Source organism: Mesorhizobium sp. M0051 (assembly GCF_040323235.1).
Taxonomy (GTDB): domain Bacteria; phylum Pseudomonadota; class Alphaproteobacteria; order Rhizobiales; family Rhizobiaceae; genus Mesorhizobium.
Genome location: NZ_JAMYUT010000009.1, coordinates 173916 through 197448, shown reverse-complemented (window position 1 = coordinate 197448; position 23533 = coordinate 173916). Strand labels below are relative to the sequence as shown.

The window sequence follows — 23533 nt, the reverse complement described above, 5'->3', positions numbered from 1 at the left end:
GATCAGAGGCCGTTGTCCTTCAGCACCTTGGCGGCGTTTTCCTTGGTGATCTTCTCGGTCGGCAAGGTGATGGTCTTTTCGACCTTCTCGCCGTTGAGGAACTTGATCGCCTGGCGCAGGCCTTCGGCGCCGGGAGTGACATAGGTGAACGTCGCCGTCAGTTCGCCCTTGTTCACCATCTGCACACCTTCATTGGGCAGACCGTCGATGCCGATGAACTTGATGTCCTTCTCGCGGCCGACATCCTTGGCTGCGAGATAGGCGCCATAGGCCATCGGATCATTGTGGCCATAGACGAGATCGATCTTCTCGTTGCTCTTCAGCGCGTTGGCCATCAAATTGTAGGCCTGGTCCTGCTTCCAGTCGCCCGACTGCTGGTCGAGCAGATATTTGATGCCCGGTTCCTTGTCGGTGAACTCATGGAAGCCGTCATGGCGATCATGCGCCGGCTGGGTGCCCATGCCGCCCCAGATTTCGACGACATTGCCTGATGCCTTGCCCTTGCCGCCGAGCAGTTCGACGGCATATTCGCCGGCCGCGCGGCCGATCAGCGCGTTGTCGCCGCCGACGAACTGGGTGTAGTCCTTGGTGTCGACATTGCGGTCGAGCACGAAGACCGGGATCTTGGCGTCGATCGCCTGCTGCACGACGCCGGTAAGGCCGGCGGATTCCTTCGGCGACACCAACAGCGCGTCGACCTCCTGACGGATCAGGTTCTCGACATCGGCGACCTGCTTTTCGGTCTTGTCCTCGCCGTCGGTGATGATCAGCTCGACCTCGGGATGCTTGGCGGCTTCGGCCAGGATGTCCTTGTTGAACTGCGCGCGCCAGGGCTCGATGGTCGTCACCTGGGAGAAGCCGATCTTCCACTTCTTGTCCTGGGCGAAGGCATTGCCGCTGGTCATGAGCGCGGTGGTGGTCAGCAGTGCCGCGGTCATGGCGGCAAGTTTCAGCATGTCACGTCGTTTCATTTTTTGTTTCCTCCGAGATTGAGAGACGATGTCTCTTGTGACGGCCGCTTTGCCGCGGCCGTTTCCTTGCGCGCCGTTTGCCCGCCTGGCAGGCGCAGATAGGCCAGGAGATCGCCGGCATTGCGCTCCTGCACGAGCACGGTGCCGATGATGATCATCCCCTTCAGCACCAGCTGAAGGTTCGAATTGATGTTGTGGAGCTGCAGGATGTTGGAGAGCAGCCCGAAGATCAGCACACCGCAGAACGTGCCGGTGAGGCTGCCGCGCCCGCCCATCAGGCTGGTGCCGCCGATGACGACGGCGGCGATGGCGTCCAGCTCCAGCCCGGCGCCGGCATCGGGCTTGCCTTGCCGGTATTGCGCGACGTAGAGCACGGCGGCGATGCCGGCGAGCAGGCCGGAAATGGCATAGGTGGCGATCTTGACGCGGCCGGCGGCGATGCCGGAGAGGCGCGCCGCCTCCTCATTGCCGCCGATGGCATAGACATAGCGGCCGAACGGCGTGAAGCGCAGCACTGCACCATAGATCAGGATGGCGCCGAGGAAGAACAGGCCGGGCATCGGGATGACGCCGAACACCAGCGAGCGCAGCATCTCGAAATCGGCGGTGGCGTTCGAGCCGGTATAGACCGGCAGAACCGCATTGTTCTGGCCGGCGGTCAGGCGGGCGATGCCGAGCGCCGTCACCATCATCGCCAGAGTGACGATGAAAGGCTGCAGCCGTCCGGCAACGATGATGAAGCCGTTGAGCGCGCCGAACAGCAACCCGACGCACGGCGCGACCAGCAACACGCCGAGCACACCGAATTTCGGCTCGATCTGCGGCAGCAGGTACCATAGCGACAGGCTGCACAGGACCACGCCGACGACGGCGGGCGTCACCAGGCCGCGAATTCCGTCGAGCCTGATTTCACGGACGAGATCGGCACCGGCACGGGATTTTGCAAGGTTCTGGAAGATGAAGCGGGTGACGACGAAGCCAAGGCAAAGCGCCACCAAGGCGACGGTCGGCACGCCCAGCACGACGCCCGGCGTCACGCCTGGAACGGTCAGCAGCATGGCGCAGACTACCGAGCAAATGGCCATCAGCGAGCCGACGGAGAGATCGATGCCGCCGGTGATGATGACCGCCGTCATGCCGGTGGCGATCAGCCCGGTGGTCGAGACCTGGCGCAGCACGTCGAGCAGATTGCCGTAGGAGAGGAAGATGTTGTTGCCCTTCGAACTCATCGGCGAGCCCAGCACGCCGATCAGGAAGATGGCGATCAGGCCCCAATAGAGCTTGGTTTGGGACAGGACTTTCAGGACAGTCATGCGGCTGGTCTCGATATGGTCCGGCGCGGTGCGGCGAGGCGCATGATGGCCTCCTCGCTGGCCGCATCGCGGGAAAGGATGCCTGTCTGGCGGCCATCGGCCATCACCAGGATGCGGTCGGAGAGATGCAGCAGCTCGGGCAGTTCCGAACTGATGACCGCGATGGCGAGGCCGTCGCGCGCCAGTTTGAAGATCAGGTCGTAGATCTCGCGCTTGGCGCCGACGTCGATGCCGCGCGTCGGCTCGTCCAGCAACAGCACCCTTGGCCTGGTCGCCAGCCATTTGCCGATGACGACCTTCTGCTGGTTGCCTCCCGACAGCGTGCCGGCGGGCTGGTCGATGTCCCGGCAGCGGATGCCGAGCGACTTGACCGCCTGCCGCGCCAGCCCCTGTTCGCCGGCCAGCGACCGGATGCCGAAGCGCGCCAGCGACCCGACCAGCGGCAACGCGACATTGTCTGATATCGAGGCCTGCAGATGCAGGCCTTGCGTCTTGCGGTCCTCGGTCACCAGCGCAATGCCCAGCCGCCGCGCGTCGCGGGGCGAACGGATATCCACCGGCCGGCCATCGACCTGGATTTCGCCACCGGTGCGGCCATCGCTCGAGCCGAAGATCGCTTCCAGTATCTCGGTGCGGCCAGAGCCGAGCAGCCCGCCAATGCCGAGGATTTCTCCAGCGGCAAGATCGAATCCGACGCCGTCGATCACCGTGCGCCAGCCATGGGCATCGGGCTTCGACAGCGACAGGTTCTCGACCGAGAGCACGATCCTGCCACTGGGGCCGCGCTCCCCCTCAGGGGACGCGAGCAGGTTGCGGCCGACCATCGCGGAAATGATCGCGTCTTCGTCGAGCTTGCCCATTGGCTCGGTCAGTACGTGGCGCCCATCGCGAAACACGGTAATACGGCTGGCCAGATGCATGACCTCGTCAATGCGGTGCGAGATGTAGACAATGGCGACACCGCTGTCGGCGAGCTGGCGAATGATGCGGAACAGCCGCTGGCATTCGGCCGGCGACAGCGCCGAAGTCGGCTCGTCCATGATCAGGATACGTGCCGACATCGACAGCGCCTTGGCGATCTCGACCAGCTGTTGCTCGCCGACGCGCAAGGCACCGACGCGGGCTTGCGGATCGAGTTCGATGCCGAGCCGCCGCAACAAAGCATCTGCGGCGCGGCTGCTCGCCTTGCGGTCGACGATCAGCCCGGCGATCAGCTTCTCGCGCCCGAGGAAGATGTTGTCGGCGACGCTGAGTTCCGGCACCAGGTTGAGTTCCTGGTGGATGATGGCGATGCCGGCATCCTCGGCGTCGCGCACGCCGGAGAAGCTGACGGGACGGCCATCGACGCTGACGGTACCTTCATAGCCGGTGTAGACGCCGGAGAGGATCTTCATCAGCGTCGATTTGCCGGCGCCGTTCTCGCCCATCAGGGCATGGACTTCGCCGCGCCGCAGTTCGAAGCGGACATCGACCAAGGCGGCGATGCCGCCGAAGCTCTTGGAAATATGCTCGGCGCTCAGAACGACGTTCGAACGATCCGCCGCACTGTGCTCCGGGGATAGGGAATTCGCATGCTCCATGACAATGGCGGCCTCCCTTCCGTCCTCGTCAAATCTCACCCAAACGCTAATCTAAACGTTTCGATCATGTCAAGCCGATATCTGATGATGCTGAGCCGACATATTTCAATTCTTGCGAAAAAATGCAAAATTCCGTAGATATAGCACATAGAGGGGTGGCGAAACGTTTCGAAATGACAGCATTCAAGCGGACTAGGAAGCGAAAATCCACGGCGCCGACCATGCTCCACGTTGCCGAAGCGGCGCGTGTATCGGTCGCCACGGTATCGGCGCTGATCAACGGCACGGCAACGGTCAGCCCGGAGCTCAGCCAGCGCATCGAACAGGCGATCCGCGATATCGGCTACAAGCGCAACGCGATCGCCCGCAGCCTGAAGATGGGCACGACCCGCACCATCGGCTTGACCGTACCGCACATCACCAACCCGTTCTTCACCGATGTCGTCTCGGTCATCCAGCAGGCCTTCGACCGGGCCGGCTATGCCGTCATGCTTTGCTGCACGGACGAGGACCTGAACACCCAGGACGAGCAGATCAGGCTGCTGCTCGACCGCATGGTCGACGGGCTGATCGTGGCGCGCGTCGGCGACGGCGCGATCCTCAAGCGGATCGTCGACGACGCCAATGTGCCGGTCGTGCTGCTCGACCGTCTCTGCAAAGGCGTCGATACCGATGCCGTGGTGCTCGACAACCAGCGCGCGGTGTTCGACGCCATCACCTACCTGATCAATCTCGGCCATCGGCGCATTGGCTACATCACCGGCACGTCGGACATTTCGCCGATGCATGACCGCATGACGGGATATCGCGAGGCGCTTCACGCCGCCGGCCTGCCTATCGCCGAGGAGTTGATCCGTTTCGGCAATTTCCACGAGATCGACGGCTACAATGCCACCATGCAGATGCTTTCCTCGCATGATCGGCCAAGCGCGATCTTCTCGGCCAACAACCCGATGGTGATCGGCACCATGAAGGCGATCCGCGACATCGGCCTGTCCTGCCCTGAAGACATTTCGGTCGCCTGTTTCGACGATTTTCCATGGTCCGATGTGTTCCAGCCGCAGCTGACCACGGTGGCGCAGCCGGTCCAGGCGATCGGCGAACAGGCGGCCAACCTCTTGCTCGACCGTCTCGCCGGCAACAGGGACGCGCCGCCGCGCAAGCTGGTGCTCAAAGGCCGGCTGATGATCCGCAATTCATGCCGCCCGCTGGGAGCGATGGCGCAGAGCGTGAGCGCTTAGTTTTTCGCGCGTCGGCGGGCGCTCGACGTTGCGAAAGGTGTGCCGCCTTTAGCCGAGCCGGACTGTCAGGCAGCTTGCGATAGCGATTTATGCGCCTCGGCCAGGATCTCGAACGACCGCACTCGCGACGCATGATCGAAGATCTGCGCGGTGACCATCAGCTCGTCGGCACCGGTGCGGCGCACGAAGGCGTCGATGCCTTGCCGGACCGTATCCGGGGAGCCGACGACGGCGCAGGACAAAGCCTGGCCGAGCATGGTCCTGGCCATCGGCTCGAGATCGCGCTCATAGTTCTCGACAGGTGGCGGCAGTCGGCCGGCCCGACCGGTGCGCAGGTTGACAAAGGCCTGTTGCAATGACGTGAACAGCAACCATGCCTCGGCGTCGGTGGGCGCGGCAAAGACGTTGAGGCCAAGCATGACATGCGGCTTGTCGAGCTGCTCCGATGGCTGGAAGCGCGAGCGGTAGACGTCCAGCGCGTGATCGAGTTCCGCCGGCGCGAAATGCGAGGCGAAGGCATAGGGCAGGCCGAGCATGGCAGCGAGCTGCGCACCATAGAGGCTGGATCCGAGGATCCAGACTGGCACGTTCTGGCCCTCGCCAGGCACGGCGCGGATGCGCTGACCTTCCTCGGCCGGCTGGAAATAGCGCATCAGCTCGATGACATCCTGCGGGAAATTGTCGACCCCGGCCTCGAGATTGCGGCGCAAGGCGCGGGCCGTGGCCATGTCGGTGCCGGGCGCCCGGCCGAGGCCGAGGTCGATGCGGCCCGGATGCAAAGCGGCCAGCGTGCCAAACTGCTCGGCAATCACCAGCGGCGCGTGGTTGGGCAGCATGATGCCGCCGGCGCCGACACGAATGGCCTTGGTGCCGCCGGCAACATGGGCAATGACGACCGCGGTTGCCGCACTGGCGATGCCTGGCATGTTGTGATGCTCGGCCAGCCAGAAGCGCTTGTAGCCCAGCCGCTCGGCATGACGGGCAAGATCAAGCGAATTGGCCAGCGATTGCGAGGCATCGCTGCCTTCGACGATCGGCGACAGGTCGAGAACGGAAAGGTCGGTCATGAACGGTTTCCTGTGTCAGGACCGCATGTAGGAAGCGCCCTGCGACCTGCAAATTCAAAAATATTGATCAGCCTTTTGCAATTTCAGTGTCGGCGACGTCCTCGTCCTCGATGACAGCCGTGTGTTGTGCGGCGAGAAAATTGCCGACATGGCTGAGGCCGTCGAAATGATCGCAGAACACTTTGATGACGACCAGCAGCGGCACCGCCATCAAGGCACCGACGAAGCCCCACAGCCACGACCAGAAGGCGATGGCGATGAGGATCGCCACGGCATTGATCTCGAGGCGGCGGCCGACCACCGTCGGGGTCACGAACTGGCCTTCGATGATATCGCACAACAACACGAAGGCCGGAGCCAGTAGCGCGTAGGAGACGGTGTCGAAGCTGATCAGCGACATGATCGTGACAAGCATGATGGTCAACAGCGCGCCGACATAGGGCAGGAAGTTGAGCATGGCGGCAGTGATGCCCCAGACTTGCGGGTTGGGCACGCCGAGTGCCCACAGGCCAAGGCCGATGACGGCGCCGAGACCGGCATTGATGATGGTGACAGTGAGCAGATAGTGCGAGATTTCCCGCTCCACGTCATAGACGACGCGCAGCGCCCGCTTCTTTTCGCTGAGACGCGCGAAGGACTGGATGATCTTCTCGTAGAACATCGTGCCGGAGGCGAGCAGGAACAGCGACAGTACGAAGATTATGGTGAGGCTTGTTCCCGCCGACAGGATGTTGCTGGCCGCTGCAGACAGAATGCCGGATTGCGCCACCGCCACCTTCTGGACGCCCGGCTCCTGCGAGGTCTCGGTCAGCTGTTCGATCTGATGCGAAATCTGCATGATCTTCTCGAGCGGACGCCGCAATTGCGCCAGCCGTTCGGTGAGCCGCTGGCCGATCGACGAGGTGTTGTTGATGAGTTCGATGACTGGACCGCTGAGCAGATAGCCGGCACTGGCGAAAACGAAAAGCGACAGCAGCACCAGCACGGTTGCCGAAACCACGTCGGGGATGCCGCGCTTGCGCAGCAGCCGGACGATCGGCGTCAGCGTCAGCGTCAGCAGAAAAGCCAGGATGACCGGCATGAAGAACGCGCGGGCGAAGTAGAGCGCATAGATGGCCATGAATAGGAAGATGCCGACGAGCAGCGAGCGCGTCAGATGCATGTCGGCACGAGCCGCGACGCGCGAATCCAGTTCATCGGCAACGCCTGCGCCCAAGGCAGTGGGTTCGGTCTTCATGCTCGCCCCTTGAGCCGGGCGCCCCTCGGCGATCGGCGATTGCCTGCATGAAACGCAGAGTGACGGGGTCAGGTTCCAGGGTTAGGTGAACCGGGCTCCACCGAGATGGCTGGTATGACCATTGCCTTTAAGCGCATGTCGCGACAGCACGAGCCGTTTCCGGCCATGGTCATGGATATTGGAACGTACCCCGTGGCGATCGGCTTCATGCCCGCCATTCCACCTGGTTTCGTCAGGGGAGATCGGGGCCGACCTACTTTTCGACGGGCACCGCCAGCGCCGGCGCGGATTTCGCCGTTTCCTTGCGCACGATCGGCGCCACCCTGGTGCCGTAGAGTTCGATCGCCTTCATGATCTTGGCATGCGGCATGGTGCCGATCGCCATCTGCAGCAGGAAACGGTCGTTGCCGAAGATCTTGTGCTGGGCGACGATCTTCTCGGCCACCTGCTCGGGGCTGCCGACGAACAGTGCGCCGTTGGGACCGCGCGACTGGTCGAAATGCGCCCGCGATGTCGGACCCCAGCCGCGCTCGCGGCCGATGCGGTTCATCACTTCCGCCTGGGGTCCATAGAAATCGTCGGCCGCCTGCTCGGTCGTTTCGCCGATAAAGCCATGCACGTTGATGCTGGTGGCGAGATCAGCCGATTCGCTGCCGGCGCGCCTGGCGGCCTCGTGGTAGAGATCGAACAGCGGCGCGAACCGTGCCGGCTCGCCGCCAATGATGGCGAGCGCCAGCGGCAGGCCGAGTGCGCCAGCGCGGGCGGCAGACTGTGGCGTCCCACCAATGGCGATCCAGACCGGCAGCCTGTCCTGGAAGGGCCGGGGATAAACGCCGCGATCGTTGATCGACGCGCGCAGATTGCCGGACCAGGTGACCTTCACGCTATCGCGGATGGCGAGCAGCAGGTCGAGCTTTTCGGCGAACAGCTCGTCATAGTCCTCGAGGTTGTAGCCGAACAGCGGGAAGGATTCGATGAACGAGCCGCGTCCGGCCATGATCTCGGCGCGGCCGCCCGACAGAAGATCGAGCGTGGCGAACTGCTGGAAGACGCGCACCGGGTCATCGGAAGACAGGACGGTGACCGCGCTGGTCAGCTTGATACGCTTCGAGCGCTCGGCGGCTGCGGCCAGGGCTACGACCGGCGCTGAGGCCGCATAATCGGGCCGGTGGTGCTCGCCGAGGCCAAAGACGTCGAGACCGACCTGATCGGCCAGTTCGACCTCCTCGATCAGGTTGCGCAGCCGCTCATGCGGGCCGATGGCGCCCGGACCCGGCTGCGGGCTGACGTCGGCGAAGGTGTAGAGACCGAGTTCCATTAAGTGTCATCCTGCTGTTGGGTTGGTCGCGTAGCAATCCCAGGAAAAGTGTGAGGCGGATTTCCGCCCGGAATTGCGTCAACACAGAGATAAAGCGCGGTTCACCGTTTCTGGTGAATCGCTCTAGACGTAGCGACCGACCCGCCGCGCCGCCAGAGGGGCGGACGGTGAACAGTGCATGCCGGTTTCGGCCGAAAAGACGTCTCCCGGCTGCAACAGCCAATAATTTCATGGCTGCCATGCCGTTTTGGCGCTTGAACTCTCGGTTTTCGCGCGTATGTAAGCGTCGCGAATTGACTCCAGGGAAGTGGACTTGGCTATCTACAGGGAAAAAGACGTTTTCGAGCGGCGCAACGCCGCAAACGAGGCAAAGAAGGCGCTCCTCGAGCGCTTCAAGGCAAAGCCGGCTGCGGATGATCCCGCAGTGCTGGCGCGGCAGGCCGAACGCAAGGCGATCCTAGCGGCCCGCGAAATCCGCGAGGCTGAAAAGGCCCGGCTGAAGCAGGAAAAGCTGGCACGCGAAGCGGTTGAGAAGGCCGAGCGCGAGGCAGCAGCCGAGGCAGCACGTATCGCCGCCGAGGAAGCCGCACAGGCCGAGGCCAAGATTCGGGAATCCGAAGAGAACGAGCGCATCGCCCGTTTTCTGGCCGACGAAGCCGAACGCAAGGCCAAGCGCGACGCGCGTTATGCGGCGCGCAAGCAGCGTACCGGCAGGACGCCTCCGGGCTTCTCCGCCCGCTAGCCTCAAAACTGCCGAAGCAATCAGCTTCAAGAATCAGGGTCGCCTTGCAGCGACCCTGAACGCGTTTGTCCGCCGTTGCGGTCAGGCGGCGAACTTCAGTCCCATGATGCCGCAGACGATGAGCGCGATGAAGGCCAGCCTGATCGCCGTGGCCGGCTCGCCGAGCAGCCAGCCGCCGAGCAGTGCCGTACCGACGGTGCCGATGCCGGTCCACACCGCATAGGCGGTACCCACCGGCAGCGTCTTCAGCGCCAGGCCGAGCAAGGCGAGGCTGACGATCATCGAGGCAACGGTCAGCATGGTCGGCACCAGCTTCGAAAAGCCATCAGTGTATTTGAGGCCGATTGCCCAGCCGATCTCGAACAGGCCGGCAACAAAGAGAAGAATCCAAGACATCGACAACGCTCCATCAGAGCATCGGACCGAAAAGTGATCTTCGGGTGCCCGACGATCAATCAATCAAGCAATGACGGGTCGTCCCGTCCGGATTTGGGGAAGCGCGAGGTCGTCCCCGCCGTGCCAACATTGGAATTTCGGGCGCTCGATCACCAACGATCGGCAACGGCGTTGCCGATCGTAATCCTATTCCAATGCGGATGGCCCGGACCTACTTGTCCTTAAGCTTCATCGCCTTGACAGGCGGCGCCTTCAGGGCCGGAGCGGGAGCGGGTTTCTTGGCGTCCTTCTTCGGCTTGCGGGCTTCCTTGCCTGCCTTCATCGCACCTTTAGCCATGATTCGTTCCTCCGATTGCGGGAAGCGAAGTGAAACAAGAGAACCGCCCGACTGCAAGGGGTTAGCGACTGCTGCCGCCGTCAGCGGATCGCTTTCAACCGGTTTCTAATTTGCTCGTAAACCCTGGCCGTCCGTGCCATGGTTATTTTCGCACTGCAGCATCAACCGTGCCGTCGCCGGGTGATCGTCAGGCAGGCCGGTCAGGACGAAAATGCGAATCCACATCGGCTGCGAAATGAGCTTCGACTTTCCGCAGGAAACGCCGCTCATCGCGATGCTGAATGTCCACTATTCCCGTGCCTCCGATCTCGAGCGGCCGGATTTCCTGGTCTCCAACCCGCCGGTGCCTATCCAGAGCTACCGCGACAGTTTCGGCAACTGGTGCAACCGGTTCGTCGCGCCGCCTGGGCGTTTCACCTTCGGCACAGACGCGGTGATCCGCGATCCCGGCACCTTCGAGAAGGGCGACCTGATGGCCTGGCAGCACGAGGTGCGCGACCTGCCGGCGGACACGCTGCTGTTCCTGCTGCCCAGCCGATTTTGCGAGAGCGACCTTCTGGCTGATGAAGCGTGGCGGCTGTTTGGGCAAACGCCGCTCGGCGTTCCACGCGTCCAGGCGGTCTGCGACTTCGTCCACAATCATCTCGTCTTCAACTACGGCAATGCTCGGCCGACACGTAGCGCTGCGGAGGCCTACCGCGAACAGAGCGGTGTCTGCCGAGACTATGCGCATCTCGCCGTCACATTCTGCCGGGCACTCAACATCCCGACGCGCTACTGCACCGGCTACATCAGCGACATCGGCATGCCAAAGCCATGGGCGAGCATGGATTTCTGCGCCTGGATGGAAGTCTATCTCGGCGGCCGTTGGCATGCCTTCGATCCGCGCAACAACGCACCGCGCATCGGCCGCATCCTGATCGCCTCCGGCCGTGACGCCGCCGATGTGCCGCTGACCCATATTTTCGGGCCGGGCACGCTCGCCGGGTTCAAGGTGTGGACCAGCGAGATCGTCGACTAGCCCGCTTCCTGCCGGCCAATCTGTCCAGCACTGTCTTTGACGCACGCCAGCTTTGAACGAGCCTGCGGTTCGTGCATTGTGATGTCTGTGGAGCTTCTGCCTCTGGCCTTAGGCTGGGTGCGCATCTAACGGGACCACACACCATGGCTGCGCATGGCGGCTCAAAACGGGTGATCTACACGGCGCTGGCCGGCAATCTCGCCATCGCGCTGACCAAGTTCGCCGCCGCCTTCTTCACCGGCAGTTCGGCGATGCTGTCGGAAGGCGTGCACTCGCTGGTCGATACCGGCAATGGCAGCCTGCTGCTCTACGGCATGCATCGCGCCGCCCGTCCGGCTGACCACACGCATCCGCTCGGTCACGGCCGCGAACTGTATTTCTGGAGTTTCATCGTCGCACTTCTCGTCTTTGCCGTGGGCGCCGGGGTATCGTTCTACGAGGGCGTGATCCACATCATGGCGCCGGAACCGGTCGCCAACGTCAAGGTGAACTATCTCGTCCTGGGCCTTTCCTTCCTGTTCGAAGGCAGCTCCTGGCTGGTGGCGCTGAAGGAGTTCCGCAATCAGAAGGGCAAGGAAGGCTGGCTGCGGGCCGTGCAGTCGAGCAAGGATCCGAGCGTCTACACCGTGCTGTTCGAGGACAGTGCGGCCCTTCTCGGCCTGATCGTCGCCTTCGCCGGCATCCTGGCGGCGGAACTGCTGGGGATGCCGGAACTCGACGGCGCCGCCTCGATCGGCATTGGGCTGATCCTTGGCGCGACGGCAATTTTCCTGGCCCGCGAAAGCAAGGGCCTACTGATCGGGGAGCCGGCCTCGCCCGAGGTGCAGAGACAGGTGCTGGCGATCGCCCAACAAGATCCGGCGGTGCAGCGGGCGAACGGCGTTCTGACCGTCCATATGGGGCCGGCAGAGATCGTTGCCGGGCTGAGCATCGAGTTCGAGGATCACCTGACGGCGCCGGAGATCGAAGCCTGTGTGGAGCGCCTGGAGGCGCGGCTACAGAAGGAGATGCCGGAGATCACACGGCTGTTCGTCAAGCCGCAGACCACCGGCACCTGGGAAAAGCGGCGCAAGCTGATCGAGACCGCATCCAATCCGGCGCCGGATTAGCGTTGCGCCATTGCCTCACGGTCTTGCCTCGCTAAGATTAACAACACTTTGGAGGAACGAAGATGAAAATCGACGGCGGCTGCCATTGTGGCGCCATCACCTACGAGGCGGAGGTCGATCCTGAAAAGACGAACATCTGCCACTGCACGGACTGCCAGCAACTGACCGGCACGGCTTTTCGCGTGACGGTTCCGGCGCTCGAAAGCAACTACCGCATCACCAAGGGTACGCCGAAAATCTACATCAAGACAGGATCGAGCGGCGCCAAGCGCGCGCAGGCCTTTTGCGGCGAGTGCGGCTCGCATCTATACGCCACATCGGTTGGCGACGGGCCGAAAGTCTATGGCATCCGGGTCGGCACGGCGAGGCAGCGCGATGAACTGGTTCCCCGGATGCAATACTGGCACCGCTCGGCATTGCACTGGCTGCCGGAATTTCAGGACATGACCACCGTCGAGGAGCAGTAGCGCTGTTCAATCGTCGCCTTCGACGACCCTCAGCCTGAGCTGCCCGGTCTTCGAATCGGCAACGCGAGCGCCCGTGTCAGCCTTTGCAGCGGGAGGCCGCGACGCGGCGTCCGCCGCGGCTTCGCCGTCGGCCTGCGCGCCGAACTCCAGCGCCTCGATCTTCTGGCCGCGCTTGGTGACCTTCGAAGTAGAAACCAGGATGTCGTCGATGTCCTTGGCGGACTGGCCGAAATGGACCTGCAGCTTGCGCACCCGCTCATCGACACGCGCAACATCCTCCATCAGCCGGATGACCTCGCCCTGGATCAGGTGCGCCTGTTCGCGCATGCGGGCGTCCTTGAGGATCGCCTGAATAACCTGGATCGACAGCATCAGCAGCGACGGCGAGACGATGACGACACGGGCGCGATGCGCCTTGTGGACGATCGCCTCGAAATTCTCATGGATCTCGGCGAACACCGATTCCGAAGGCACGAACATGAAGGCGGTGTCCTGGGTCTCGCCCTGGATCAGGTATTTTTCCGAGATATCGCGGACATGGATCTCGATGTCGCGGCGGAATGCCTGCGAGGCGACCTTCTGCAGGTCGGCGCCATCGGCGGCGCGGATGGCGTTCCAGGCTTCCAGCGGAAACTTGGCGTCGATGGCAAGCGACGGCGCGCCGTTCGGCATCTTCACCAGGCAGTCGGGCCGGCTGCCGTTCGACAGCGTCGCCTGGAATTCGTAGGCGCCGTGCGGCAGGCCGTCGGCGACGATCGCCTCCATGCGCGACTGACCGAAGGCGCCGCGCGTCTGCTTGTTGGAGAGTATCGCCTGCAACTGCACGACCTGGCCGGCGAGCGACTGGATGTTGCCTTGCGCGACATCGATGATCGCCAGCCGCTCCTGCAATTTGGCCAGGCTTTCATGCGTCGATTTCGTCTGCTCGGTCATGGTCTGGCCGAGCCTGCCGGTCATGGCATCGAGACGCTGGCCGATCGACTGCGTCAATTCCGCTTGCCGCGCCCCGAACACTTCGGCGATGGCGCCCATGCGGCCCTGCATCTCGGCCTGGCTTTGCAGAATGCCGGCCATTCGCGCCTCGGCGTCGCGGGCATGATCGGCGGCTTCGGCGGCAGCGACTGCGCGCGCTTTGGCCGACCGCCACAGCGCGACAACGAGCGCCACGAACAGGCCGAGAACCAGCAAGGCGCCGAAGGCCAGCGCATGGCCGAGTGTGATCGTGGTGGCGCCAAGCCGGGCGACAGGTTCCGAAAGGATGGTGCTCAGATCATTCATGTGGACAGCATAAACGATTCGCCCTGATCGCACAGATCAAAACGTGAACGAGCTTCGCGCGCAACGGTTGACGCTTTTCGCTGGAGGTCTTAGGTGGAGCGCCATGCCGATCAAGCCGCTCATCATCCTTCCCGATCCCATCCTGCGCCAGGTTTCCAAGCCGGTGGAGCGTGTCGACGCGCCTTTGCGCAATTTAGCCGACGACATGCTGGCGACCATGTATGACGCGCCCGGCATCGGGCTGGCCGCAATCCAGATCGGCGAGCCGCTGCGCATGCTGGTGATCGATCTCGCCAAGGAAGACGAGGAGCCGGCGCCGCACGTCTTCATCAACCCGGAAATCCTGGAGAGCGCCGATGCGCGGTCCGTCTACGAGGAAGGCTGCCTGTCGATCCCGGACTATTATGCCGAGGTCGAGCGCCCGGCCGCCGTGCGGGTCAAGTATCTCGACCGTGACGGCAAATTGCAGGAGATGGAGGCCGAGGGCCTGATGGCGACCTGCCTGCAGCATGAGATCGACCACCTCAATGGTGTCTTGTTTATCGACCATATCTCGAAGCTGAAGCGCGACATGGTTGTGAAGAAATTCAAGAAGCTCGCCAGAGACAAGGCGCCGGGCAAGCTGGTGGGATAGGGGAAATGCCCCTTCGCGTCATCTTCATGGGCACGCCGGAGTTTTCGGTGCCGACGTTGCGCGCCATCGCCGAGGCCGGACATGAAGTCGCAGCCGTCTACACCCAGCCGCCGCGCGCCGCCGGACGGCGCGGGCTGGAACTGACGCCGTCGCCGGTGCAGCGCGAAGCGGAGCGGCTGGGCATCGAGGCGCGTACACCGACTTCGCTCAAAGGTGAGGCCGAGCAGGCCGCTTTCCGGGCCTTGCGGGCCGATGTAGCCGTGGTGGTCGCCTACGGCCTGCTGCTGCCGAAGGCGGTTCTGGAGGCGCCCCGGCTTGGCTGCATCAACGGCCATGCCTCGCTTTTGCCGCGCTGGCGGGGGGCTGCACCAATCCAGCGCGCCATCATGTCCGGCGACAGCGAAACCGGCATGATGGTGATGCGCATGGAAGAGGGTCTGGACACCGGTCCGGTCGGATTGGTTGAAAAATGCGCCATCGAGCCCGATATGACAGCCGGCGATCTGCACGATCGATTGATGAGCGTCGGCGCAACCCTGATGGTGGAAGCGCTGGCCCGACTGGAAAGGAACACGCTGACATTTGCCGACCAGGCGGTGGAAGGGGTGACCTACGCCAAGAAAGTCGATAAATCCGAGACGCGCGTGGACTGGACTCGCCCGGCGAGCGAGGTCCACAATCATATTCGTGGCTTGTCGCCCTTTCCCGGCGCCTGGTCGGAGATAGAAATTGGCGGCCGCCCGGAACGGCTGAAACTGCTTCGCTCGACGCTATCGCAAGGCCTGTCGCTTTCGGAAGATTTGGGCGAGTCGGGAGGAATTCTCGATGACCGGCTGACTGTCGCCTGCGGGGCAGGCGCGATCAGGCTGGTCGAAGTTCAACGGGCGGGCGGAAGGCCTGCTGCCGCGCAGGAGTTCCTGCGCGGGGCCAAGATCGAAAAAGGAATGAAATTCTCATGAGCATGATGTCGATACGCGCGGCGACGCCGCGGGATCGCGAGGCCATTCGCCTCGTCGAAGAGCACGCTTTTGGCCAGCAGGCGGAGGCCGGGCTGGTCGACGCGCTGGTGACCGGCGGCGACGTCGTCGCCGAACTGGTGGCGGAAGAAGACGGCCAGGTGGTCGGCCACATCCTGTTTTCCCGGCTGTTCGTCGAAAGCGGCGGCAAGAACTTCGCGGCCGTGGCGCTGGCGCCGTTGGCGGTGGAGCCTTCGTTCCATGGCAGCGGTATCGGCGGCGCGCTGATCCGCGAGGCGCATATCCGCCTCAAGGACACCGGCGAGACACTGGCCGTGGTGTTGGGCGATCCGGCCTATTACAGCCGTTTCGGCTACAGTCACGCCCGCGCCGAAAAGTTCGAGAGCGAGTATCAAAGCGAGGCTCTGCAGGCATTGGCCTGGGGCGATGCTCCGGAAGCCGGCAAACTGGTCTACGCGTCGGCCTTCGGCTCGGCACTCGCCGCGTAGGCGGCAACAGCCCTAGAGCCGGATGATTTCAGGTCGAATCCACCTGAAATCTGAATCCGTCTCTAATCCAAGAGATCGAGCATGATGTCGTCCGAAAACCGCTTCACACTTTTCGGCGTCTTGCCCTAGCATGCCGCGTTTTCGCCTCGACATCGAATATGACGGCAGCCTGTTTGCCGGCTGGCAGCACCAGGCGGACCAGCCTTCGGTGCAGCAGGCGATCGAGCAGGCGATCGAAAAATTCTGCGGCGAAGCGGCCCGGCTGCGCGCCGCCGGCCGCACCGATGCCGGCGTGCATGCCACCGCCCAGGTTGCGCATGTCGACCTCGTCAAGGCGTGGCCCAACGACAAGGTGCGCGATGCCGTCAACGCCCATCTGCAGGCGGCCGGCGCGCGCGTCGCCGTGCTCAAGGCAACGGTCGTCTCCGACAGCTTCGACGCGCGATTCTCGGCCACCGGCCGCCACTACCTCTACCGTATCCTCAACCGCCGCGCGCCGGCCGCACTCGACAAGGGCAAAGTGTGGTGGGTGCCGAAACGGCTTGACGCGGGCGCCATGCACGAAGCGGCAAAGGTCCTGGTCGGACGGCATGACTTCACCACCTTCCGCTCGACCCAGTGCCAGGCCAACAGCCCGATCAGGACGCTGGAGCGGCTCGACGTGAGCAGGCAAGATGACGTGATCGAGGTAAGGGCTTCGGCGCGCTCCTTCCTGCACAATCAGGTGCGTTCGATGGTCGGTTCCCTCAAGCGAGTCGGCGAAGGCAGCTGGACCGCGGCCGACCTGAAAACAGCGCTCGAGGCGCACGACCGCGCCGCCTGCGGCCAGGTGGCGCCGCCCGACGGGCTGTTTCTGGTGGGTGTCGATTATCCTGAGATCGACTATGCAGGATAGGGGCTCTCCGGGATAGAGGCCCGAAGGGCTCTGTCTGGGGTAGAGTCCGGAAGGCTCTACCCGGGGACGAACCCGGAAAGGCTCTGGGACCCGACATCATCCGGCACGGCGATGCCGAGTAGCGTCTGCAGGCCGAACAGCACCAACAGCGACGCGAGGAACATACCGACGAAAACGGCGGTGCCAATGGCGGGCCCCTTGCCAATTGTGGCGTTGGTCATTCGCCAGGTCAGCACCATCGACAGGGCAAACAACAACAGCGACACAAGGCTTGAAACCTGGCTCGCTGACGATAGAAAAAGCCGGATCAGCGCCGAGGGCAGCATCAGCCAGGCAGTAATGGCCGAGGCCCAGTTGCTGGCGACGACATAGTGGACGAAGCGGCCGCCAATGCCGGCGCGCGGCGCGACCAGGGCCAGAACGACCAGCGGCAGCACCCAGGAGCCGATGTCGACGGTCGCCAGACGCACCAGCATGCTGAAGCGCCCCGCGAAAGCGTCTGGATCGCCGATCTCGTTGGCGATGCCGACCCAGCCGACTATCAGGGCCGGTGCTGCAACGACAATGGCGAAAAAGGAATTCCAGAAGCCGTCGGCCGACAGGTCGAGCAGGCGCAAGCCGTCAGCCTTGCCGAGCATGAGCCGCCAGGCGCCCGTCAGCGAAGCTTGGGTTTCATCAGCCGAAAGCATGCCCTAGCCCTGCCCGAACCAGTCTTCGATGAAGCGTTGATAGATTTGCGTCAGCGTTTCGAGATCGGCAATGGCGACACGCTCGTCGACCATATGCATGGTCTTGCCGACAAGCCCGAACTCGACCACCGGGCAATAGTCCTTGATGAAACGCGCGTCGGACGTGCCGCCGGAAGTCGACAGCGTCGGCTCCTTGCCGACCGTCGACTTGATCGAGCCGCGAAGCGTCTCGACCAGTCTGTCATCGCGGGTCAGGAAGACATGGCTCGGCCGGTCGCGCCAGACGAGCTCATAGTCGACCGGCGTCTTCTTGGCCTGCCGGTACTTCTTGCGTCTTGCCGCCTGGTCGAGCCGGTTGTGGATCTCGGCCTGCAGGGTCTCGGCCGTCCAGCTGTCGTTGAAGCGGATGTTGAAGGTCGCGGTCGCCTTGGCCGCGATGACATTGGTGGCCGGATTGCCGACATCGATGGAGGTGATCTCCAGATTGGTCGGCTGGAAATCCCTGGTGCCCTTGTCGAAGTCCGGGTGCATCAAGGCGTCGACCAGGCTCATCAGCCCACGCACCGGATTATCGGCAAGCTGAGGATAGGCGACATGGCCCTGACGGCCATTGACCGTTATGGCTCCGGACATCGAGCCGCGCCGGCCGATCTTGATCATGTCGCCGAGCGTATCGGGGTTGGTCGGCTCGCCGACAAGGGAGGCATCCCATTTCTCACCCCTGGCAGCCGCCCATTCGAGCAGCTTGACCGTGCCGTTGATGGCCGGCCCTTCCTCGTCGCCTGTGATCAGCAGCGAGACCGACCCTTTCGGGCCGCCCTTGGTCTCGACATGGCGTGCCACGGCGGCGATGAAACAGGCGATGCCGCCCTTCATGTCGACCGCGCCGCGGCCATACATCTCGCCATTGGCAATCTCGGCAGCGAAGGGCGGATGCGTCCAGGCGGCTTCGTCACCGACCGGCACCACGTCGGTATGGCCCGCAAACATCAGGTGCGGGCCGTTGCCGGACCGTCGCGCATAGAGGTTCTCGATATCGGGCGTGCCGTTTTCGGAAAACACCGGCCGATCGACCAGGAAGTCGAGCGGCTTCAGCATCGTCTCCAGCGCGCCCAACGCGCCGCCCTCAGCGGGCGTCACGGATGCACAGCGGATAAGGGCAGCGAGGTTTTCGGCGGGATCGGTCGGCAGCGTCATGGCAAAAGCGATAGTCGAAAGCGGAAGGCCTGTCACGGCCAGACATGGGGGCCAGCCTCATGGCTGGCGATACCGCCGATATTATGGTTTTCATGTCGTATAGCTGCGACCCGCGCGGGCGACAGGATGGCAGACCGGGAAAGAAGAATCGTCATTGCTATGCCGGCGGCTGCCTGGCGCTCGCCGGGCGCCGGGTGATTCTGCTGGCCCGGCCGCGTATCGATGCGGCGTTGCGGCAGGGCGGATTGCGGGTTACCGATCTTGAAGGCTGCGATCGCTCGATCAAGCCGGAGGCGCTTGCAGTCACCACCGATCCGGCCGCCGCCCTGCCGGAGGCGGATGTGATCCTGGTCACGGTCAAGAGCGGCGCGACGCAGGATATGGCAGGCCTCATCAAGGTCCATGCCCGCCCGGATGCGGTTGTGGTGAGCCTGCAGAATGGCATCGAAAATGCAGAAAGGCTGCGCGCCGGGCTTACCGGGCAAACAGTGCTGGCCGGCATGGTGCCGTTCAATGTCGTGCAGTCCCCGGATGGCGAACTGCCGCTGCGCGTTCACCGCGCCAGCGACAGCAAGGTGATGGTCGAAGACGGCAATTCCGGCCTGATCCATCTGCTTGGTGTCGAAGGTTTTGCGGTCGAGGCCCGTGGCGACATGAAGGCCGTGCTGTGGGGCAAGCTGCTGATGAATTTGAACAACGCGCTGGTGGCGCTGTCGGACCTGCCCCTGGCAACCGAATTGGCCGATCGGCGCTGGCGGCTGATTCTGGCCGGTCAGATCGACGAGGCGCTCACGGCGATGAAAGCGTCCGGCATTGAGCCGGCGCGGATTGCCGGCCTGCGGCCATCCCTGCTGTCGAAGGTGCTCAGGATGCCCGACTGCCTGTTCAAACTGCTGGCCCGGCGCATGCTGGCGATCGACCCGCAAGCGCGCTCGTCGATGTGGGACGATTTGCAGCGCGGCCGACCGACGGAAATCGACGACTTGCAGGGCGCCATCCTGCGGCTGGCGGATAAGGCCGGCACGCCGGCGCCGATGGTCCAGCGGATCACTGCGCTGGTGCGCGCGGCGGAAGCGGAGCGGGTTGGCTCGCCGGGCCTGTCGCCGGGGCAGATCGCTGCGGCGCCGGCCGGCCGTCGATCAACGTGATCTTCTGCCAGATTTTCCGCGACAGGTTGGACGCCAGGTTCTCGATGTCGTTGACGCCATCGATGACGACATCGTCATTGACCGACTGCGCGAACAGCGCTGCGATCTTGCCGGTGATCGACAGCATTTCGGAGCAATAGTCGAGATAGCGCGCCAGGTCGGCGGCATTGGTGATGCGGGCAGGCGAATGCGTGGTCGGCCTGAAATCGGCCGAAAGAGCTGCCGGATCCTTGGTCAGCTGATGCATGTCGATGACATGGATCAGCGAGCGCAGGCCGTGCAATTGACGGAACACCTGTTTGCGCTTGATACGCTCCTCGGTTCGGGTCAACGCCAGGAAGCCAAGCACGGCAAGGATCATCATGTTGATCGTGGCTTCGATACCTTGCACCGACTGAACCGCATCGTCGGCCTGTGAGATATGAATGAGCGGCAGGATGGTGCCGACGAACAGGAACACCAGCGCGCCGGCGACGACGGCGGCAATGATGAGCCCGCGCAGCCACCAGATCGGCGCCTCGAGCGCCTTGGCGGCCTTGGCCAAATCGCGCGACAGCGAGACCAGTTCGGCGGCGACGCCACGCAATCCCGCTTCGGGAAAACGGTCGGCGATCCGCTCTTCGAGCCGCTCGGCGGTGTCGACGATCAGTTTCGGATCAAGCGTGCGGTAGCGCATGTCCGATCGACCCTCAGGATTGTGCCGGCTCGTTGGTGCGCCGGCCATAGCGATTGGGCCCAGGCTGCCCTGGAAACAGGCACAACACAAGGAAGGCGACAATCGAGACCACCGGGACGAACAGGATCAGTGCGGCAATGCCCGGCTTGTCCAAGTCGTGCAGCCGCTTCACCGTCAGCACGATGTTCGACCACAGCGAGGCGATGAAAGCGATAAAGAAGATGAACGACCACATGTTGCTCTCGGGCGAGCCCTCGGGCACCAGCGTGAAGCGATAGAGAGGGAAGGCCTGGATGATGGCGACGAGCAATCCACCAAGGAAATAGGCCGCGCGACTGACGCGGCCCGATGTTTTGAAGAAAAGCCAGGTGAGATCTGATTTGTCAGGCAAGCGGGTCCGGTCCATATTGATTGGCACCCCTGGAGCCTTCGAGGATGCCGAGCTCGACCAGCAGCCAGATGCCGCCGATGATGGGTACGAGGCCGATCAGCGTCCACCAGCCCGACTTGTTGCGGTCGTGCCAGCGTTTGGCATAGAGGGCAATGGCGAAATAGATCGACGCCAGCGCGAACAGGATGCCGATGATGCCGACCTGGGCGCCGCTGGCCGTGGTGAATCGCGTGCCCAGAATCGCGTCGAGGATGAAAGCAACGATGCCGATAACGATGAATACGCCGATGCCGGCCCAGAACTTGCCACGGTTGATGCGGCCATCGAAACTTGTGAGAAGATACTTCCAGTCCATGTCATCCCTCCATGTTGAACCAGCGCGACCGATCGTCGCGCCGGCGGAAGGTGCGCCCGCTTTGCGCAAAGATCAATCGCGCAGCAATTCGTTGATCGAGGTCTTGGACCGGGTCTTGGCATCGACGCGCTTGACGATGACGGCGCAGTAGAGGCTTGGGCCCGGCTCGCCGTTCGGCAACGGCTTGCCAGGCAGCGAGCCGGCGACGACGACGGAATTCGAGGGCACCTCGCCATAGAAAATGTCGCCGGTGGCGCGGTCGACGATCTTCGTCGACTGGCCGATGAAGACGCCCATGCCGAGCACCGAGCCTTCGCGCACGATGCAGCCCTCGACCACTTCCGAGCGCGCGCCGATGAAGCAATTGTCCTCGATGATGGTCGGGCCGGCCTGCATCGGCTCCAGCACGCCGCCAATGCCGACACCGCCCGACAGGTGCACGTTCTTGCCTATCTGGGCACAGGAGCCGACCGAGGCCCAGGTGTCGACCATGGTGCCGGTATCGACATAGGCGCCGACATTGACGAAGGACGGCATCAGCACGGCGCCCGGCGCGACATACGCCGAACGGCGCACGATCGATGACGGCACGGCGCGGAATCCCGCCTTCTCGAAATCGACGGCGCTCCAGCCATCGAACTTCGACGGCACCTTGTCCCACCACACCGCCTGGCCCGGGCCGCCCTTGATGATCTCCATCGGATTGAGCCGGAACGACAACAGCACGGCTTTCTTCAGCCACTGGTTGACATGCCATTTGCCGTCCGCCTGCCGCTCGGCGACACGGGCGGTGCCGCGGTCGAGCAGGTCGAGTGCCGACTGGATGGCGTCGCGCGTCTCGCCGCGTGTCATCGTCGAAATCGTGTCGCGTTCCTCGAAGGCCTTCTCAATGGTCTTTTCGAGGCTCGCCAGATCTGGCTTCGACATGAATTCGCTCCATTACCAAGCTGTTAAGGGGCTGCGCCTTAACCTGTTTTGAAAGTCGCGCGGACCGCTGGCAGGCTTTGCCTTCCTGGGTCTTTGCATGTAGCAGGTTCTTGTCGCAAAACCGTCGGACACTTTTGCGGAACCTGCTTATGTTAAGGCTCAGTGAGGGTCAATCGCGGCCGCGCCATGGGACGGCGCAACTGAAGAATTTGGACGGGTAGCGCAATTATGACTCCTATGGAAAAGGCGGGGTGGACGCCGCTGCCGCATTCGGACGAGGATCTGGAGCGGTCGAAGAGTGTGCCGGACACGCCGCAGACGCGTGCCGAGACCTATCGGCTGGCCTGGAACGATCCCGACTTCATGACGCGTCGCGAATTGCGCGCGGTCAGGCTGCAGCTCGAACTCTTGAAGCCTGAAATGATCCTGGCCGAACGCGGCATCCGTTCGACGGTCATCCTGTTTGGTGGCGCACGCCTGCCCGAGCCCGGCGGCGAGGCCTGGGCGGCCAAGAACGAGACGCAGAAGAAGAACCTCGAGAAAAACAGCAAATACTACGAGGAGGCGCGCAAATTCGCCCGCCTCTGCTCGCAGCAGTCGGCCACGTCATACTACCGCGAATATGTCGTGGTGACCGGTGGCGGACCCGGCGTGATGGAAGCGGGAAACCGCGGCGCCGACGATGTCGGCGCGCCGTCGATCGGCCTCAACATCGTCCTGCCGCACGAGCAGGCGCCGAACAGCTATGTGACACCGGAGCTCTGCTTCAACTTCCACTATTTCGCCATCCGCAAGATGCATTTCGTCATGCGCGCCAAGGCCGTCGCGGTGTTTCCCGGCGGCTTCGGAACAATGGACGAGTTCTTCGAAACGCTGACCCTGATCCAGACCGGGCGCATGGAGCGCGTGCCGGTGATCCTGTTCGGCAAATCCTTCTGGAAACGGGCGATCGATCTCGATTTCCTCGCCGAGCAGGGCACGATCAGCCCCGGCGACCAGGATATCATCGATTTCGTCGACACCGCCGACGAGGCCTGGGGGATCATCAGCCGCTTCTACAGTCTGTGAACCTGGCGGGC

Annotated in this window: 26 protein-coding genes; 11 read left to right on the top strand and 15 right to left on the bottom strand. The window is 63.4% G+C overall.

Annotation, left to right across the window (positions count from 1 at the left end; all coding sequences use genetic code 11):
* Positions 1-2: 2 nt before the first annotated feature.
* Genes NKJ90_RS12275 through NKJ90_RS12265 form a run of 3 tightly spaced genes read right to left on the bottom strand, consistent with a single transcriptional unit; the run spans position 3 to position 3864 of the window.
* Entirely contained in the window at positions 3-971 is a 969-nt protein-coding gene (locus NKJ90_RS12275; protein ID WP_023761399.1) for a substrate-binding domain-containing protein, read from the bottom strand.
* Positions 968-2284 (bottom strand): ABC transporter permease, encoded by a 1317-nt coding sequence (locus NKJ90_RS12270; RefSeq protein WP_023761398.1) that lies wholly within the window; start codon positions 2282-2284, stop codon positions 968-970. The genes NKJ90_RS12275 and NKJ90_RS12270 overlap by 4 nt, the downstream gene beginning before the upstream one ends.
* Positions 2281-3864, bottom strand: a complete 1584-nt coding sequence (locus NKJ90_RS12265; protein ID WP_023761397.1) for a sugar ABC transporter ATP-binding protein — start codon at positions 3862-3864, stop codon at positions 2281-2283. Before NKJ90_RS12265 ends, NKJ90_RS12270 begins: the two co-directional genes overlap by 4 nt.
* Positions 3865-4085: 221 nt before the next feature.
* Between NKJ90_RS12265 and NKJ90_RS12260 the strand changes: the two genes are divergently transcribed.
* Positions 4086-5105 carry a LacI family DNA-binding transcriptional regulator gene (locus tag NKJ90_RS12260; protein WP_023761396.1) on the top strand — a complete coding sequence of 340 codons (1020 nt, stop codon included), beginning with the start codon at positions 4086-4088 and terminating at the stop codon, positions 5103-5105.
* Positions 5106-5170: 65 nt separating this feature from the next.
* On the opposite strand, the gene NKJ90_RS12255 is transcribed toward NKJ90_RS12260, so the two are convergent.
* The 3 genes from NKJ90_RS12255 to NKJ90_RS12245 all read right to left on the bottom strand — a co-directional run bounded on the left by NKJ90_RS12255 (position 5171) and on the right by NKJ90_RS12245 (position 8727).
* The gene (locus NKJ90_RS12255) at positions 5171-6172 is read right to left on the bottom strand and encodes an LLM class flavin-dependent oxidoreductase (RefSeq protein ID WP_023761395.1); all 1002 of its coding nucleotides are present in this window, start codon (positions 6170-6172) and stop codon (positions 5171-5173) included.
* A 67-nt stretch (positions 6173-6239) separates the two neighbouring features.
* Positions 6240-7409, bottom strand: a complete 1170-nt coding sequence (locus NKJ90_RS12250; protein WP_023761394.1) for an AI-2E family transporter — start codon at positions 7407-7409, stop codon at positions 6240-6242.
* Between the two features lie 253 nt (positions 7410-7662).
* Complete coding sequence (locus NKJ90_RS12245; protein WP_023761393.1) at positions 7663-8727, bottom strand: LLM class flavin-dependent oxidoreductase; 1065 nt, start codon at positions 8725-8727, stop codon at positions 7663-7665.
* A gap of 313 nt (positions 8728-9040) precedes the next feature.
* Here NKJ90_RS12245 and NKJ90_RS12240 point away from each other — a divergent pair, with 313 nt between their 5' ends.
* Positions 9041-9469 (top strand): DUF6481 family protein, encoded by a 429-nt coding sequence (locus tag NKJ90_RS12240; RefSeq protein WP_023761392.1) that lies wholly within the window; start codon positions 9041-9043, stop codon positions 9467-9469.
* A gap of 81 nt (positions 9470-9550) precedes the next feature.
* Here NKJ90_RS12240 and sugE read toward each other — a convergent pair whose 3' ends face one another.
* Together sugE and NKJ90_RS12230 are read right to left on the bottom strand one after the other, a co-directional pair.
* Positions 9551-9865, bottom strand: coding sequence for a quaternary ammonium compound efflux SMR transporter SugE (gene sugE / locus NKJ90_RS12235; protein WP_023761391.1), 315 nt, complete (start codon positions 9863-9865; stop codon positions 9551-9553).
* 211 nt (positions 9866-10076) lie between these two features.
* A complete protein-coding gene (locus tag NKJ90_RS12230; protein WP_013528464.1) occupies positions 10077-10202 on the bottom strand; it encodes a hypothetical protein in 126 nt (41 codons plus the stop codon).
* Between the two features lie 211 nt (positions 10203-10413).
* Between NKJ90_RS12230 and NKJ90_RS12225 the strand changes: the two genes are divergently transcribed.
* The 3 genes from NKJ90_RS12225 (at position 10414) to NKJ90_RS12215 (ending at position 12799) form a co-directional block, all read left to right on the top strand.
* Positions 10414-11223, top strand: a complete 810-nt coding sequence (locus NKJ90_RS12225) for a transglutaminase-like domain-containing protein (protein WP_023761390.1) — start codon at positions 10414-10416, stop codon at positions 11221-11223.
* Positions 11224-11366: 143 nt separating this feature from the next.
* Positions 11367-12332, top strand: coding sequence for a cation diffusion facilitator family transporter (locus NKJ90_RS12220; protein WP_352486125.1), 966 nt, complete (start codon positions 11367-11369; stop codon positions 12330-12332).
* Positions 12333-12394: 62 nt separating this feature from the next.
* Positions 12395-12799 carry a GFA family protein gene (locus NKJ90_RS12215; protein ID WP_023761389.1) on the top strand — a complete coding sequence of 135 codons (405 nt, stop codon included), beginning with the start codon at positions 12395-12397 and terminating at the stop codon, positions 12797-12799.
* Positions 12800-12805: 6 nt separating this feature from the next.
* On the opposite strand, the gene NKJ90_RS12210 is transcribed toward NKJ90_RS12215, so the two are convergent.
* Complete coding sequence (locus NKJ90_RS12210; protein ID WP_023761388.1) at positions 12806-14077, bottom strand: DNA recombination protein RmuC; 1272 nt, start codon at positions 14075-14077, stop codon at positions 12806-12808.
* Positions 14078-14180: 103 nt separating this feature from the next.
* On the opposite strand from NKJ90_RS12210, the gene def reads away from it, so the two are divergent.
* The 4 genes from def to truA all read left to right on the top strand — a co-directional run bounded on the left by def (position 14181) and on the right by truA (position 17071).
* Complete coding sequence (gene def / locus NKJ90_RS12205) at positions 14181-14711, top strand: peptide deformylase (RefSeq protein WP_023761387.1); 531 nt, start codon at positions 14181-14183, stop codon at positions 14709-14711.
* A 5-nt stretch (positions 14712-14716) separates the two neighbouring features.
* On the top strand, positions 14717-15670 hold the full coding sequence (gene fmt, locus NKJ90_RS12200) for a methionyl-tRNA formyltransferase (RefSeq protein ID WP_023761386.1): 954 nt from the start codon (positions 14717-14719) through the stop codon (positions 15668-15670).
* Positions 15667-16176: a GNAT family N-acetyltransferase gene (locus tag NKJ90_RS12195; protein ID WP_023761385.1), complete on the top strand. Its 510-nt coding sequence runs from the start codon at positions 15667-15669 to the stop codon at positions 16174-16176. The genes fmt and NKJ90_RS12195 overlap by 4 nt, the downstream gene beginning before the upstream one ends.
* Before the next feature lie 130 nt (positions 16177-16306).
* Positions 16307-17071 (top strand): tRNA pseudouridine(38-40) synthase TruA, encoded by a 765-nt coding sequence (gene truA, locus NKJ90_RS12190; protein ID WP_023761384.1) that lies wholly within the window; start codon positions 16307-16309, stop codon positions 17069-17071.
* Positions 17072-17127: 56 nt separating this feature from the next.
* Here truA and NKJ90_RS12185 read toward each other — a convergent pair whose 3' ends face one another.
* Both NKJ90_RS12185 and dapE read right to left on the bottom strand, forming a co-directional pair.
* Positions 17128-17760, bottom strand: a complete 633-nt coding sequence (locus NKJ90_RS12185) for a transporter (protein ID WP_352486124.1) — start codon at positions 17758-17760, stop codon at positions 17128-17130.
* 3 nt (positions 17761-17763) lie between these two features.
* Complete coding sequence (gene dapE, locus NKJ90_RS12180) at positions 17764-18957, bottom strand: succinyl-diaminopimelate desuccinylase (RefSeq protein WP_023761383.1); 1194 nt, start codon at positions 18955-18957, stop codon at positions 17764-17766.
* 59 nt (positions 18958-19016) lie between these two features.
* On the opposite strand from dapE, the gene NKJ90_RS12175 reads away from it, so the two are divergent.
* Positions 19017-20105, top strand: a complete 1089-nt coding sequence (locus NKJ90_RS12175; protein WP_348626175.1) for a 2-dehydropantoate 2-reductase — start codon at positions 19017-19019, stop codon at positions 20103-20105.
* Here the strand turns inward: NKJ90_RS12175 and NKJ90_RS12170 are convergent.
* The 4 genes from NKJ90_RS12170 to dapD form a co-directional block, all read right to left on the bottom strand.
* Entirely contained in the window at positions 20005-20781 is a 777-nt protein-coding gene (locus NKJ90_RS12170; protein ID WP_023761381.1) for a hypothetical protein, read from the bottom strand. The genes NKJ90_RS12175 and NKJ90_RS12170 overlap by 101 nt on opposite strands.
* A gap of 13 nt (positions 20782-20794) precedes the next feature.
* Positions 20795-21172 (bottom strand): DUF805 domain-containing protein, encoded by a 378-nt coding sequence (locus NKJ90_RS12165; protein ID WP_023761380.1) that lies wholly within the window; start codon positions 21170-21172, stop codon positions 20795-20797.
* Positions 21165-21527, bottom strand: coding sequence for a DUF805 domain-containing protein (locus NKJ90_RS12160; protein WP_023761379.1), 363 nt, complete (start codon positions 21525-21527; stop codon positions 21165-21167). Before NKJ90_RS12160 ends, NKJ90_RS12165 begins: the two co-directional genes overlap by 8 nt.
* Before the next feature lie 72 nt (positions 21528-21599).
* Positions 21600-22454, bottom strand: a complete 855-nt coding sequence (dapD, locus tag NKJ90_RS12155; protein ID WP_023761378.1) for a 2,3,4,5-tetrahydropyridine-2,6-dicarboxylate N-succinyltransferase — start codon at positions 22452-22454, stop codon at positions 21600-21602.
* Positions 22455-22682: 228 nt separating this feature from the next.
* Between dapD and NKJ90_RS12150 the strand changes: the two genes are divergently transcribed.
* Positions 22683-23522 (top strand): LOG family protein, encoded by an 840-nt coding sequence (locus tag NKJ90_RS12150; protein ID WP_023761377.1) that lies wholly within the window; start codon positions 22683-22685, stop codon positions 23520-23522.
* The last annotated feature ends 11 nt before the right edge of the window (positions 23523-23533 follow it).